The sequence below is a fragment of the Flexithrix dorotheae DSM 6795 genome (assembly GCF_000379765.1).
Classification (GTDB): Bacteria; Bacteroidota; Bacteroidia; order Cytophagales; family Flammeovirgaceae; genus Flexithrix; species Flexithrix dorotheae.
The window spans coordinates 612,112-628,292 of sequence record NZ_KB903431.1; the positions used below are offsets into that span (position 1 = coordinate 612,112).

The following is a 16,181-nucleotide window of genomic DNA, read 5'->3' on the forward strand; positions in this document are numbered from 1 at the left end:
CTTTCAACAATTATCAGTGATTGACATGTTGATAATTAAGTTTTTCATATTTTTTCCATGGGTTTGGACAAATTACTCTTGGATACCCAAATCCTTTACTTCGACCTCTGGTCTTTTGTTTAAAATGATAGGTAATGGAAATTTCATGTGAACCTAATGAGTTTAGGTTATTTAGCTTAGATACAGTATAGTCGTAACTATAACCAATATTAAAATTATCCAGTTTGAAACCTACCAGAAAAGCCACAGCATCCTGGTTGATACCTGTATCCTCAAACCTTTTTACTGGAATTCCTCTATACCAAAAACCCACTACAAGCGGATCATAATTCACATATGCTCCCATACTCAACTGGTCAGATTTTCCCTGGCTGATATACATAATGGTAGGGGTAATACTTTGATCTTTAGCCACTGGATTTCCTCTTAAAAATCCTCCAAATGGTAATTTATATCCGGCATGTAAAGAGAATTTCATAGGCAAAGGATCTTTATCTCCCAAAAAAGACATATTTGGAGTATTCAAATGTTGCGCTGAAAATCCTAACCACATTTGGTTAGTGAATAGTAAAGCACCTGTTGATACGTCAAGGTAACCTATTTTATCATTACCAAAATTTTCGGCTGTTGGATTACCAGTGGGGCCTCTGTCATCGAGTTGGTCCCCAAAAATTAAGCTGTTAAAATTTAAATCCCTGAATCCATATCCTACTTGTAATCCCGCCTGTACTGCAACTTGTTTGTTTATTGGTATCAGGTAAGAATATGAGAGGTTGGCGTCTGTAGAAACCAGGGGGGCAGTTGCCCCACCTCCCTGTTCATCTCTTTTAAGTAATAAACCAAATCCACTTTTATATTTTGGAAAGAATGTATCAAATGAAGCAGCATAGGTCACAAAATTAGCTTCCAGCCCTGGCCACTGGTTTCTGTAATTGGCTACAGCCCTTGAATTTCCAGCTGATCCTGTAAAAGCTGGATTCAGGTATAATGGAGCTGCATAAAATTGAGTGAATTGAGGATCTTGTGCTTTTGAATCGAAACTCAAAAATGAAAAAGCCAATATAAAGCAGCCAAAAAGTTTTTTTGCTTTTATCAGTATATTTCCTTCATAGCTGGTTCGGACCTCTCTCATACCTCTTTTTTTAAATTCTTGGCCAAGAAATTTGATATCTGTGATCATTAATTATTTTAATATCCTTTTAAATGACTTTGCAAAGAACTATTTGGTTGAAATTTAGTAGTGAATATTTTGTGTATTTTCTCTTTGCAACTTGCATGCTAAGTCAAAAATTTCAGTTTTGTCACGCATGTATGTTTTTTTGATTTTTAAACTAATTTAGGTGATCACGAATTATTTATCTTATCATTTATTAAGGAATTTCTGCTGTTACTGTTTTAGTGTTCCCATCCTGGTCTGTAACAGTTAAACTGACTGTTACAGGTCTGCTTCCTCCAGCAATTGTAACTTCATGCGGGCCTGGCCCACTGGCACTGGCAGGATTCGATCCCGCTCCAAAATTCCACTGCCAGTCTGTGTAAGTTCCGGTAGAAGCACTTTCAAAAATATACCTCTGGTCGGCACAATCCAGTCTGGCTGGTCTGGCAATTATCCCCGCAGTAATATCCTGAGGGACTGAACAATCACCTATATTGATCTGCCTGGATACCACTGATGTACAACCGTTATTAACAACTGTTAAGGTAACCGTATATTGCCCATCAGAAGGATAGGTATGACTTACAGCAGAGCCTATTGTAGGTGAAGCTGTAGCGTCATCTCCAAAGTCCCAACTGTAATAGTTTCCAGTACCGCTTTGGGCTGAAAATGAAACGGTTAAGTCATCACAATCTGCTGTGGAATAGTTGAAATATGCATTGGGGTAGGGGAAAACTTCAAAAGTTTGTGAAGCTACTTTTGTGGAAGCATCATCCTGCCCGCTGGTGACCAGGGTAATTCTTTTGGTTCCGGGTGTGGTCCAATAAACATTTACCGGTCCGGGAACTTCCACAAATCCTTGTTCTAATGTATCACCATCAATTACGGCATCTTCTTCAAAATACCAGGTCCAACCCTGTAAGTTTTTATTATCATCATACCCTCTGGACATGTCTGTTATTGTCACGGTATTGAACACGCAAGTCTGGGTTGAGGGAATAATGGTAAAATCAGCAAAAATGGTATCTGTTCCCAAACCCATAATGTTGAGGGAATCTATAAAAGTTGAAGTACAACCATTTGGATTTGTAGCCTCAAGGGAAACTATATAGCTGCCATCATAGGCATAAGTATATGAAGGGTTTTGAACAGTAGAAGTATTTCCCGTAGTATCCAGAGGATTTCCAAAGTTCCATTCATAGTCCACACCAGCAGGGCCTGTGGTTTGGAAATCAACTACACCACCTGCTCCAATGGTGATATTAAAATCGGAAATAGGCAGTGGAGTTACCTCAAAATTCAATACATGGCTTCTTTCAACTACTCCATTTCCCACTACAAGAATGGCAGTTTTAGGACCAGGAGTAGTATAAGTAACGGAATGTGGTCCTTTTGATTCAGAAAAGGCCGGTGTGGCTCCTTCTCCAAATGACCATTTCCAACTCACCGCATTGGAATCAAGCACTTGTTCAAAAATGACAGGAGAATTGACACAAGGCGGATCTGGAGAAACTGTAAATTCCGGATCAATTGGGCCAGGTCCACCAGTCACATTTAATATTGTTGAATCTTCCACAGTACAGCCATCCTTGCTTACGGTTAATTTTACAGCATAATCACCCGCCATTAAAAATTCATGATTGGCAATATCAGTGGTATAAAAAGTATTTCCTTTAACCAAATCCTGTATTTCCCACAAGTAAGTAGCATCAGGATCTGCTGGTCCACCGGAAGACAACTCCACAGAAATCGGAGCAGGGTCAATGGCGCCATTTGCGGGGTCGGTGGTAATGTTGGCGGTTGGTGCATCTGAAACCGTGTAAGAAATTGTGGTATTATCCGTCAAATTACTTTGATTGGTTACCGTAAGGGAGATGGTTTTTTCTCCAGGAGTAGACCAGGTTACACTATGAGGACCTTTTGTAGAGGCTGTTGCAGGAGTGGCTCCAACTCCAAAATTCCATTGCCAGGAAATGATATCATCAGGAATGCTATAACTACTATCAGTAAATACAGTAGTTTCCCCAACACAATTACCACTGGCGGGATCTGCCAGGAATAAAGCTTCCACTTGAGAAAACTGTAATTTACCAAAGATTGCACTCTCATTTTCAGGAGTGGATGTACCCCATGGTGGGACATTAGCCACAGGAATATTTGTACCCAAAGCACCACCTGAACCACTGCCTGGTTGATATCCGACTACCACTACACCATTATGAATGGGAAAGGCTCCATTCAACACCGTATTCCCACCTCCACTGCCTGATCCCGGACTACTACCTGTAAGTGCGGAACTGTAAATCAGGGTTTGCATATCCGGAGTGAATACCCTGATGTTTTCTGCGGTAACAGCCCTGTATGCTCCTGCTCCGTTGGGATTCATGTGTTTTTGATAGGCATTGGCTGTTGTTAAAAAACCACTTGAAGTTGCTATGACATAAATATTTCCAAAACCGTCCGTTTGAAGCGTAATCTTTCCAATGGTGTTGGTTAAATTGGCATTTCCACCATTATGATCAGGCCAGCCATCCAGAATTGGTTCACTGCTGGAAGGAATTCCCTGATCGTTGGCAAACCCACTGAAAAAAGTACTGTTCATAAAATCACCTGAGCCTAATCCCAATCTTCCCAGCCAGCCAATTTCCCTTCCATCCCCTCCGGTATAATTGGAATGAAAAGTACCAGTTCCACTCCAAAGGTTGGCATTTGTATTACCTTTTTGTCTGGCTAAAACCAATATAGAATTTCCCTGAGCATAATCAATAGCCAGGGCATCCAGCTGAACAGCCGGTGAAGCCTGAAAAATATCTTCTGTATGCAACCTGCTCCACCATTTTTTCGAACCATTTTCTGTGTAGGCAATAACAAAAGATTCGAAAGTGGGAACTCCCACTCTGTTGACTGCATCCACAGTAGCACCTATATATATATGATATGATCTTTTATCCACAGCGATTGCTCCAACTTGATGCGAAAAATTTTCTCCCAGTGAATAATTAGTATAGCCCCCCTGCGCCATAGTGCTTTGGGGGACATTGGTATTACAGGAGGAAGCGTAAAACATATCTAATGGCCAGGCGCCTCTTTTCGTACCTCCATTTCCATCTGGGGTAAATGTTTCAAAATCAGTTTGGTTCCATGACCTTAAGGCACACCTGGTATCGCTAGTCAATAAAACTCCACTGTAAATAGGAACAATTTCCGGATTGGAAAAAGCTGGAGTCCAGGTATCCGAAACGGTGGCTCCTGTGGTGATATGATTGCCAACATGGTAGCGCCAGTCGGGAACTATATCCAATCCTGAACCGTCTGCCCTAAGCCTATAAACTGCCGAAAAACCTTTAGCATTGGGGGCTCCCATGGCAAAAACAATTTTTCCGTCTCCCCCCACATCCCAGGGCTGGCGGGATTGGTGTGCTCCTGAAGCTTCTACATTATAAGCCCAGTCAATGGCTGTGGGAATGCCATTGACAAAGTTGTTATTCAATTTGGCCAGAAAATATCCGCTTGCCGTAGTGCCGGAAATAAAAAAATCACCACTGTTACCCGATGGTGAATTACTTTTAATGTGCTTAATGTCCTGTACTGCTCCTTGTGGGAAATAAACTACATTTAATAATTCCTGCAAATCTTCACTCAGGTGAATAATCATCCCGATTTTGGAATTTCCACCAGCTCCAACATTATTTATGGTTAAGGGGTCTAACTGATTGAGGCCGGGACTGCCAACTACCCAGGATAGGTCTTCTGCACTTCCGCTGGCTATGTATGTACCATCGGGAAGTTGAATAACAGCATTTAATTGTTCAACCCTGTTATTTCCCAAATAGGTTACAATGTTTTGAGCTATAGCCTGGTTGTAAAAAATAAATGTTAAAATGTATAATATAGTAAATTTGTAGTACAGGTTCATTTACATTATAATTAATTATTTTTAAGCGAATGCTATTATAAACAATAGAGTGCAATTTCTTAAAAAAAGTTGGTGAAGAACTAAATAATAACGAATTTTTGTTTTTAGCTTTTGATGGAAATTAAACTCTTTAAGTATGAAAACGGTTCATTTTTTGAGTCGTTCCTTACATCTGAACATGTGCAAATAATATTCCTGTTTTTAAATGGAAAAAAAATATAGATTGAAACTATTTACAATTTTTACTGCGTTTATTGCCTTTACCTTACCAGCTATAGTTTTTGGGCAATCTACATTCACTATGGACCCAAACCCGGCTTCAGATTGTGGTGGGTTAAGAGTTGAGTTTGAAAATACCACAGGATGTGCATTTACAACTGAGACATGGGATTTTGGTGATGGTTCAACTCCATTAACCAGAAACGTTACAAATGCTACAACTACTCCTATTCAAAGAATATTTAATGAAGGTGTTTTTTCTGTAACCTTGACCACTTCATGTGGTGGTGTTTCTACCACTCAAACAGTTACAGTAAGTTCTTCTCCCTCAGCTGTTATCGACCCCTTCACTTTAGTTGGAAATTGTGTGCCTCAATTTGTGTCTCTTAATGGGCGAAACAGTACTCATGGTTCTGCAGGAACATCAATCGTAGATTATTTATGGACTATTGAAAATATAGAAACAGGTACAAGAAGTGCATCTTTTGATGAGGTTTTTAACTTTACTTTTACTGATCCCGGAAGATACCGAATATCACTAAGAGTGACCGATGACAGTGGTTGCGAAAACCTTGGGTTTTATGATGAAGTCATCACCCTAGGAGAAGGTTTCAACGCAGGCTTTTTACCAGACACTAGACAAGTTTCCTGTACTGCTCCTTTTGAAGTTAACTTTCAATATATTCTTGATCCGGGAAATTACACTATAATTTGGGATTTTGGGGATGGCAATACCTTGAGTACAACACTGGATGATACACAAGATCCATCTGCCATTCCCGTAACCCATACATATGATGCATTAGGAAGTTATGATGTAACCATGCAGATCACCAATGAGGCTGGTTGTACCATTGTGGATACCAAACCTGCTCTGGTGGAAATTGTAGATTTTGTTCCCGGATTTATTGTCAATAATGCTGCAGGATGTTCCCCGTTTACTGCTACATTTACCCCTGATTTTACCCAAGGCGACCAGACTTTGACCTGGAATTTTGGAGATGGTACTACATTAACAGGACTTGCTTCTGACCCCGATATTTATTCTCCTGAGCATCTTTATGAAAATGTAGGTTTATATGATGTCACATTAACAGTGTCCGATGATCCAAATGGTTGTGATGGCACTATAACCGAAAATGATTTTATAGAGGTTTATCCAAATGCTATTGCAGATTTTTCTGTAAATAATGCATCAACATTCTGTGACCCCGCTAACGCAAATGTGCAATTTCTTAATTTGAGTTCGGCTGAGACAGAGACGGTAATTTGGGATTTGGGTGATGGTAGCCCTTTGCTTACTATCAATAGAGGAGATGCTGATTTTAACCAGATAGATCACGATTATTCGGGTCCTGATAATACTTCCTATACTGTAAGTCTAACCGCTATTAGTGCAAATGGGTGTGAATCCACGGTTGAATATGAAAACCTTGTTCAGGTGCAATCTACCGTGGTTGATTTTGGGGCAAGCTCAGCAAGTGGTTGTGCAGGAGATTTTTTTGTTACTTTATTTGACAATACTTCCTCTGCTGTGATTGCCTTTAATTATGAATGGGAAATCAGAAATAGTGCTACCAATGTACTTGTAGAATCTGCCAGTGGGCCTGAGTTTTCGGAATTTTCCTTCCCTCTAACCATGTCTGGTGATTATGATGTCTCATTAACCATCACCAATTCCTGTGGGACTCAAACCCTTGAAAAAACTGAATTTTTACAGGTGGGAATAGCACCAGTTAGTGTAGATTTCACTCCAAGTGCTACACAAATTTGTAATCAGACAGAAGTTACTTTTACAAACGATTACCAGGGGGATACTACTGGAGTTACTTTTGGTTGGGATTTTCTGGGTGTGGATTCCGTTTTCAGTACTGATTTTGAAGGGACTTATATTTATGATAACCAGGATCCGGGAATTATTACAGTTGCCCTATATGTGAATAGCAATGGATGTCTGGATACTGTTTATAAGGATATAGAAATACTTGCCCCAAAAGCAGCGCTGGAATTCCATACCGATGAATGTGCTTTGGATACCATTTATTTGGTAGATCGTTCTGTTGGGGCATCTGTAGTCAACTGGACTGTAACTGTTGGAGGAAGTAATATTCCAGTTTCAGGATCACCAAAACAAGTTCCCATATTTGTTCCGGCCGGAGCTACATGGGAGGCAAGAATTGAAGCCGTAAATGCTTCATCTCTTTGTACAGATGAATTTACAATTGGCGGTACTCAACCCAATTTTGGCATACCTAATTTCGATGCCCTTACGGCTATAAAGGGTAATAACTGTTTTCCCACTGCAGTCCGATTTAATGATACAGGGGAATTGGAAGTGCCAGGTTCTACCATCACCAATTACCGTTGGGATTTTGGAAATGGGGAAATCAGCAATGAAGCAAGTCCTCAAATTGTTTATACCGAACCTGGATACTATTCTGTTTCGCTATCCATTACCACTGATTTAGGTTGTACATTCGATACCACCTATTCGGATTTTGTGCAAATTACCGGGCCACAAATAAATTTTGAAGTTTGTGATGCAGGAACCTGTAAGGACAATGAAGTAAGTTTCAGGGATTTAACCACTTCTATCAATCCCATCGCCAGTTGGGAATGGGATTTTGGAGATGGAGGAACTTCCACAGACCAAAATCCTTCTTATACCTATACCGATATTAATGCTCCACAAGATCGCTTTTACTGGGTAAAACTAACCGTAACCGATGATCAGGGCTGTTCAGCGATCGATTCGGTTAAAGTAAGACCTACTAAACCAGAAGGAGAGTTCGACATTGTACAGGAACCTGCTTGTGGAGGGGAAATGGTTTCCTTTCTTCATTTAGATTCCTTGTCTGTTGGGTTGAGACCATTAAATGCCCAATGGGATTTTGATAATGGTACTTCAGCCCAAGGTTTGGAACCTACTTTGTTTTTTGAAGGCTCTTTGGATGGTATAACCTATGAAGTAACAGCTTTAATTTTTGACCTCAATAGTTGTCTAGACACGGTAGTAAAGACATTTACAGTATATAAGGACGAAATTAATCCGGAATTTACAGCTTCTCCTTTAAATGGAGCTTGTCCTCCCTTGGAGGTGACCTTTGAAAAAACACTTCCAGCATTGGTAGGACCAAATGCTGGTCCTGGCAGGGCAAATAGTATTTATGCCTATATATGGGATTTTGGTGATGGTGTTGTTTTGGCAGATAGTGCTGCTGGTGGTCCTCAGGATATGATTACATATACCTATAGAAACCCTGGAGAGTATTACCCATCCCTTACTGTAATTGATGCAACTGGATGTGATTCCACCTATACTCTTCAACCAAATCCAATAGTTGTAGATGGACCAGAAGGAACATTCACAGCAACGGATACCATTGGTTACCCAGATTTGCTGGTAGAAACCCAGGTTGATGACCCTGTAGATGGCTTTACTTACATTTGGGATTTTGGAGAGGGAACACTTACCACAGGAATAGATACGGTAAATACTTATACAATACCTGGTTCTTATACACTGGCCATGCAAATCGATGATGGGAGTTGTCAGTTTACAGCAGATGAAAAACAAATTTTAGTCTTACCCTGCCCATTTATTCAGGATTCCACTATCAACTGGTGTACCTCTCAAGGACCTCTAACAGTTGATGTTTTTGATTCTACTCATATTTTGCAATTGGGTACAATGAATTATGAGTGGAGAGATCTTTCAGACCCGGGAGCAGGAATTATTTCAGATGGTTCTTCCATTCAGGTTACTCCTGCTAACAATTTACCCGAAACAAGAACTTATAGTGTAAGGGTTTATGTAGACGATTTAACGCATGGTTCGAATTTAAATGATGATGTCAAATGCGATCAGACTGTAACCATAACTGTAAATTTTATCCCAAGTCCGGAAGCAGATTTTACTTATACTCCTGCATGTAATTCCTCAGCAGCCCCGCCTTCATTTTTAGTTAATTTTGCAGATATTTCAAATTATCCTGGGGGAAGTCCGGTAGATAGTTTGTTGTGGGATTTTGATAATGATAGTATTTACGCAGAAAGTATTAATAACCCAGGACCAACTGGTATTGATGAGTTTGGCTCAGGAGGGATTTTCCCTGTTGGACTAATCGTTAAAAACCAGGATGGTTGTGCAGATACCATTCGAAAAAATATTTACATCCCAATGGCTGAGTTTACCTTCGAAAATGCCTGTGCCGGACAAGAAGTCGTTTTTAGTGATAGTTCAGCCTATGATCCTGCCAATCCGGGTACTACTTTTTCTTGGGTTTTTGGAGATGGGAATACAGCTGGAGGAACCGAGGCTGATTCAGTTGTAACAAATGTTTTTGATATTCCAGATGATTATAATGTACAGCTTACAGTAGAAACTTTTCTACCAGATGGAACGCCTTGTGAGGTAACTATAACTAAAACAATTACCATTTCCCCATTACCAGAACCATTATTGCAGGTAATGCCAGCTTGTACTGATCAGGCTACCATGCTTATTGGAAATGTTGATCCTTTGATTACCGAATGGCAATGGGATTTTGATAATGATGGAACGGTGGACACTACAACCACCACCAATTCAGTAACTTATAATTACCCTACAATAGGTGGACCCTTCGAATCTGCTTTAACAATAGTAACTGGGGATGGTTGTTCGGCAACAGAAGTATTTGGTCCAATCATCGTTACTTCAAGTCCTGAAGCCGCCTACGAATATGAAAATGCTTGTCTTGGGGAATCCATAAATTTTGAAAATAACTCAACAATTGCCTCTGGTAATATTGTAAGATCAGAATGGTATTTTACGAGTAACGAAGTACCTGATTTTGTTTTTGATGATACCAGAGATGTGAGTTTTGCTTATCAAGTTCCAAATGTTTACAATGTAATGCTTAAGGTTTACAGCGATGGTCTTTGTGAAGACTCTGTGGTTCAAACGGTTGTAGTTTCTGAACCTCCAATAGCCAGGTTTGTGAGTCCAGATTCGGTTTGTGGTGGACAACCGGTTTCATTTTTAGATCAATCCTCTTCACCAGGAAGTGCTATTATTAGTTATTTATGGGATTTTGACAGTGATGGCTTAATCGATGCTGAAGGAAACAATCCTTCTTATACTTTTCCAGTAACTGGTCAGTCCTTTGATGTAACGCTTAATGTGATTACGCTTGCTGGTTGTAGTGGTTCAATAACTCAACCTGTTTTTGTAAAAGACCCTCCGGTTATTGAAACTTCGGAAGATGAATATATTTGTGAAGGTGAGGAAGTTACTTTATCCGTTATAAACCCTCTTCCTGATGGTGTTTATGTGTGGGATAACAATGGTGGAGTTGGCCCAGAGGTTAAGGTAATGCCTTCTGTTTCTACATTATACACAGTCACTTACACAGATTCCCTGGGTTGTACTGCTGAGAGTTTCGTAAATATCAGTGTAGTCTCTTTTCCTGAATCGCTGCCAAATAACGATACCATAGTTTGTGATGTAGATCAATTTGTGCTAGATGCAACTATTCCTGGTGGTTTACCAGCTACCTATACCTGGTTACCAGGGGGAGAAACTTCTCCTACTATAATTGTAGAAGAATCAGGTGTTTACACCGTTACTGCAACTGTTGCCGGATTTGATGGCACGGCAAGGGAATGTACCATCACCAGAGATATTACAGTAGAATTTAATCCTGAACCAGATTTGGTCCCTGATGTTTCTGATGCCTGCTTCCAGAATGATGAGGTGGTTACCCTGGAAGTGCCTGCCTCTTACACTACTGTTGTCTGGACCTCTCCTGATTTACCAAACCCGGTGTTTGCCAGAAGTATTACGGTAGTTCAGGAAGGAATGTATTACGTTACTGCAAGTAATGAAACCTGTATTGTATCTGATTCGGTGGAAGTTCAGGAGCTATGCGAACCAAGACTTTTTGTGCCTACGGCTTTTACCCCAAATGGAGATGGTACCAATGATGTTTTCAATGTGAAAGGTAAAAACTTTGCCCGATACGAACTGACAATATTTAACAGATGGGGAGAAATAATATTTAAAACCGAAGATAAGGATCAGGGTTGGGAAGGATATTACCTTGGAGAACTAATGCCGGCAGGAGTTTACCCATGGATGGTGAGGTATGAAAGCGAATTAACTCCCGGAGATCCTATTGTGAAATACGGAAGTGTAACCTTGATAAGATAGTCCCAGATATGATAAAAATAGATAAAGCAGATAAGTAAAATTGCTGTGGTCTTTTATCAATTTCATTCAAAAGGAAATGAAATAAAAAATCCTCATCATTAATTTGATGAGGATTTTCTTAATAAAAGGAATTAATATGGAAAAATTAGATATTTAATTTTCTCTCGTTTTCTCCTACATAAACCTGTCTTGGACGACCGATAGCTTGTCCTTCTTCTCTCATTTCTTTCCACTGAGCGATCCAGCCTGGAAGCCTTCCTAAAGCAAACATTACAGTAAACATATCAGTTGGAATACCGATTGCTCTGTAGATGATTCCGGAATAGAAATCTACGTTAGGGAATAATTTTCTTGATACGAAGTAATCATCCTTAAGTGCAACTTCTTCAAGTTTCTTGGCGATTTCCAGCGTTTCATCATGGATACCTAAGCTTTCTAAAACATCATCACAAGATTTTTTGATGATTCTGGCTCTTGGATCAAAGTTTTTATAAACCCTGTGACCAAATCCCATTAATCGGAAAGGATCATTTTTATCCTTAGCTTTGGCGATGTATTTTTCTACATCTCCACCATCAGCTTTAATGTTTTCCAGCATTTCAATTACAGCCTGGTTAGCTCCTCCGTGTAATCTTCCCCAAAGTGCATTGATTCCCGCTGAAACCGAAGCGTATAAACTAGCCTGGGAAGAACCAACTACTCTTACGGTAGCTGCTGAACAGTTTTGCTCATGGTCTGCATGGAGAATAAGAAGCTTGTTCATGGCAGCTGCTACTACCGGATTGATTTCGTAATCATCAGTTCTTAAAGCGAACATCATGTGAAGGAAATTCTCCACATAGTTCAATTTGTTTTTTGGGTAATTTAAAGGATGACCCATTTCATTTTTGTACGACCATGCTGCAATTGTTGGCAGCTTAGCCAATAACCTGATGATGGTAGTATTTACACCTTCAGGAGAAGTGGTTGGGTCCAGTGATTCAGGATAAAAAGCTGTTAGTGATGTTACCAGTGAAGACAATACGCCCATAGGGTGAGCGGAAGTTGGGAAACCATCAAAGATTTTCCTCATGTCTTCATGTACAAGCGTGTGTAAAGTTATTTTTTCGGCAAAAGTTTTTGAAACTTCAGGAGTTGGATATTCTCCATAAATTAACAAATAAGCTACATCCAAAAACTGAGCTTTTTCACAAAGCTCTTCTATCGTATAGCCTCTGTGCCTCAATATTCCCTTTTCACCATCTAAAAAGGTAATTGCACTTTTTGTGGAACCTGTGTTTTTAAATCCTACATCTAGTGTAATCAATCCTGACTGGCCTCTTAACTTGGAAATATCCACCGCCTTTTCGCCTTCAGTACCTTCAACTACCGGTAATTCATATACTTTTCCTTCAAAATGTAGTTCCGCTGATTTTGCCATTTAATAAAATTATTTTAACTGTTAAATCTGTTTATGTAGCGAATATAAATATTGTCTTCGAAATAATGATTTAAATACCTGATAAAAGTTTGCCTATCGTGGTAAGAGAGGGCAAAATTTTAGTATTTATAATTATTATTTTCTTAACAAATAATTCATCACTTAGTTTTTCAAAATAAGCTATCAATTCTCTTTAAAACAAAAAAAATCAATCTTCTTTGTAACAATTCTTGTTTGGCGAAAATTCTCTGTTGGCAAAATTGTTTTTAATTTGGCATTCCGGGTTGTTATAAAGTAAAGGAACACCTGAAAAATTGGAGTTTTAGAAGATAATTCCATTGTAATAAATACTTGAGAAAGACATTCAATTCCTAATATAATTTACTTAATTTTCCATCACAAAAAGTTGGTGGAAATAGGGAAAGGGGAAATAAAAAATTGGTAGTGGATTATACTAAACAGACTGTAAAGTTTTTATATATACAATATTTTTTGTTTCAGAAATTGGAGAAATAATTTTGAGTTTAAATTTCAATTTCGGTTTTTTGATTTTTTTAAAACGGAATTTTTTAAAATACAGTTCTAATAAAATCTTTCAAATAAGTTCCGGATTGCCATATAAATATTCATCAATAGTGAAATAATTGAATGTTGATTTTTATTTATAACCCAATTACATCTTAGTTTTAAATGCTGAATTATTTTGATTTGGTTTGAAGGGATTGAACAAATTTCAGTATTTGGATGTAAAAGACAGGAAATTTCTGTCATTGATATTTATATTTTTTTACGCACTTTTGTTGCGAACCACATAATCATTGTAAGTAATGTCAAAGAATTTAGTAATTGTCGAATCCCCAGCCAAAGCCAAAACCATAGAAAAGTATTTGGGTAAGGATTACCTGGTAAAGTCCAGTTATGGACATGTCAGAGATTTATCTAAAGGAGATAAGGCAATTGATAAAGTAAATGGTTTTAAACCTGAATATATAGTTCCTTCTGATAAGAAACAGTTGGTTTCTGAACTTAAGAAATTATCGAAAGATGCGGAAGTCGTTTGGTTAGCCACTGACGATGACCGTGAAGGTGAGGCAATTTCATGGCATTTGAAAGAGGCGCTTAACTTAAAGGATGATCATACCAAAAGGATTGTATTTAGGGAAATTACCAAAAATGCAATTCTGAAGGCTATTGAAAACCCGAGAGGAATTGATATTGACCTGGTAAATGCCCAGCAGGCCAGAAGAATTCTGGATCGTCTGGTGGGATTTGAATTGTCACCAGTTCTCTGGAAGAAAATTAGAACTGGACTTTCTGCGGGTCGGGTACAGTCTGTGGCTGTAAGACTGGTAGTAGAGAGAGAGCGGGAAATTGATAGTTTCAAGGTAACTCCCAATTACAAGGTAAGTGCCATTTTCGATCTGGAAGGCGGAAAAAAACTGACTGCAGATCTTCCACAACGATATAAAACTGAGGCTGAGGCTCAGGCATTTCTTGAAAGATGTCTGACTGCGGAATTTTCTATAGAGAATTTGGTGAAAAAACCAGCCAAAAAATCTCCGACTGCCCCATTTACTACCTCTACATTACAACAGGAGGCAAGTAGAAAGCTTGGTTTTTCAGTAGTTCAAACCATGCGTGTGGCACAGAATTTATATGAAGCGGGTCATATTACATATATGAGAACGGATTCAGTAAATCTTTCCGAAGAGGCCCAAAAAGGAGCTTCTCAGGAAATTCACAATTTCTACGGGCCAGAATTTGTGCATAACCGACAGTTTAAAACTAAATCTTCAGGAGCACAGGAAGCTCACGAAGCGATTAGACCAACGAATTTTGCCCATCACGAAATAAGTGGAGACCGGAATGATAATCGGTTGTATGATTTGATTTGGAAAAGGGCTATTGCTTCTCAGATGGCGGATGCAAAACTGGAAAAAACAACTGCCACTATTGGAATTTCCACTACTTCAGAAAAACTAACCGCAAGTGGTGAAGTAGTAAAATTTGAAGGTTTTCTAAAGGTTTATATTGAATCCACTGATGATGATGATAATGGGAATGAAACACCATCAGGAATGCTTCCTCCGCTGGATATAGGACAAAAACTTGATTTGAACCATATTAAGGCTACAGAAAGATTTACCAGACCTCCAGCCAGATTTACAGAAGCCAGCCTGGTGAAAAAACTGGAAGAAAATGGTATTGGAAGACCTTCCACTTATGCGCCTACAATTTCCACAATCCAAAAGAGAGGTTATGTGATTAAGGAGCCTAGAGATGGAGTGGAAAGAAAGTACCAGGAATTAAAACTGGAAAAGGGGAAAATAACCAGCCAAACCCTGACTGAAATTACTGGTGCAGAAAAAAACAAACTGTTTCCTACTGATACAGGAATCATTGTAAATGATTTTCTGGTTAATCATTTTAATGATGTAGTGGATTATTCCTTTACCGCACAGGTGGAAGAACAATTTGATTCCATTGCCAGCGGGAAAATTGGCTGGAACAATATGATTGAGGATTTTTATGGTGATTTCCATAAAAATGTAGAAAACACTGAGGAAAATGTTGCCCGTTCCGAAATTGGAACAACCCGGAAATTAGGCGTACATCCTGAAAATGGAAAAGATGTATTTGTGAAACTGGGAAAATATGGTCCTTATGCCCAAATTGGAAATGCAGATGATGAAGAAAAACCTCTTTATGCTTCTTTGAGAAAAGGGCAATATATGGAAAAACTATCTATGGAGGAAGCTCTTGAGTTATTTAAGCTTCCAAGACAGGTGGGTACCTTTGAGGATAAAGTGGTAGTGGCAGCAATTGGAAGATTTGGACCATATATTCGACATGATGGAAAGTTTGTTTCCCTCGGCAAAGAATATGATCCGCTTACTGTGGACGAGGAAACTGCCATCGCATTAATTAAAGCCAAGAGAGAGGCTGATGCCAAAAAAATCATCAAATTATTTGATGAAAATCCCGATCTAAAAGTACTAAATGGGAGATGGGGCCCATATATCTCCTTTGAAAAGAAAAATTTTAAAATTCCTAAAGATGAAGTGGCTGAAGATTTAACTTATGAAAGGTGTATTGAAATTATTGAAACCACACCTGATAAGAAGAAGACTGCAGGTAAAAAAACGGCTAAATCAACCAAAGCCACTAAAACTACAAAAACTAAGAAATCTACAAAATCAGCAAAAAAATAATTACTTTTTCTTCCTGAGTTTTTTTAGGTTAGGTAATTGAAAAATTAAGTGGGTATCGGGTTATA

Annotated in this window: 5 protein-coding genes; 2 read left to right on the plus strand and 3 right to left on the minus strand. The window is 38.9% G+C overall.

Annotation, left to right across the window (positions count from 1 at the left end; genetic code table 11):
- Positions 1-13: 13 nt before the first annotated feature.
- Together A3EM_RS41685 and A3EM_RS0106590 are read right to left on the minus strand one after the other, a co-directional pair.
- A complete protein-coding gene (locus A3EM_RS41685; protein WP_157637760.1) occupies positions 14-1,132 on the minus strand; it encodes a PorP/SprF family type IX secretion system membrane protein in 1,119 nt (372 codons plus the stop codon).
- Between the two features lie 238 nt (positions 1,133-1,370).
- Positions 1,371-5,072, minus strand: coding sequence for a PKD domain-containing protein (locus A3EM_RS0106590; RefSeq protein WP_020527390.1), 3,702 nt, complete (start codon positions 5,070-5,072; stop codon positions 1,371-1,373).
- 205 nt (positions 5,073-5,277) lie between these two features.
- Here A3EM_RS0106590 and A3EM_RS0106600 point away from each other — a divergent pair, with 205 nt between their 5' ends.
- Complete coding sequence (locus A3EM_RS0106600; RefSeq protein ID WP_020527392.1) at positions 5,278-11,484, plus strand: T9SS C-terminal target domain-containing protein; 6,207 nt, start codon at positions 5,278-5,280, stop codon at positions 11,482-11,484.
- Between the two features lie 145 nt (positions 11,485-11,629).
- Here the strand turns inward: A3EM_RS0106600 and A3EM_RS0106605 are convergent, their stop codons facing one another.
- Complete coding sequence (locus A3EM_RS0106605; protein WP_020527393.1) at positions 11,630-12,904, minus strand: citrate synthase; 1,275 nt, start codon at positions 12,902-12,904, stop codon at positions 11,630-11,632.
- A gap of 827 nt (positions 12,905-13,731) precedes the next feature.
- On the opposite strand from A3EM_RS0106605, the gene topA reads away from it, so the two are divergent.
- Positions 13,732-16,116, plus strand: coding sequence for a type I DNA topoisomerase (gene topA / locus A3EM_RS0106615; RefSeq protein ID WP_020527395.1), 2,385 nt, complete (start codon positions 13,732-13,734; stop codon positions 16,114-16,116).
- Positions 16,117-16,181: the final 65 nt, after the last annotated feature.

What these genes read in the sequence shown, in the direction of transcription:
- A3EM_RS41685 (WP_157637760.1), bottom strand. Translation starts at nt 1,132, where the DNA reads ATGAGAGAGGTCCGAACCAGCTATGAAGGAAATATACTGATAAAAGCA.
- A3EM_RS0106590 (WP_020527390.1), bottom strand. Translation starts at nt 5,072, where the DNA reads ATGAACCTGTACTACAAATTTACTATATTATACATTTTAACATTTATT.
- A3EM_RS0106600 (WP_020527392.1), top strand. Translation starts at nt 5,278, where the DNA reads ATGGAAAAAAAATATAGATTGAAACTATTTACAATTTTTACTGCGTTT.
- A3EM_RS0106605 (WP_020527393.1), bottom strand. Translation starts at nt 12,904, where the DNA reads ATGGCAAAATCAGCGGAACTACATTTTGAAGGAAAAGTATATGAATTA.
- topA (WP_020527395.1), top strand. Translation starts at nt 13,732, where the DNA reads ATGTCAAAGAATTTAGTAATTGTCGAATCCCCAGCCAAAGCCAAAACC.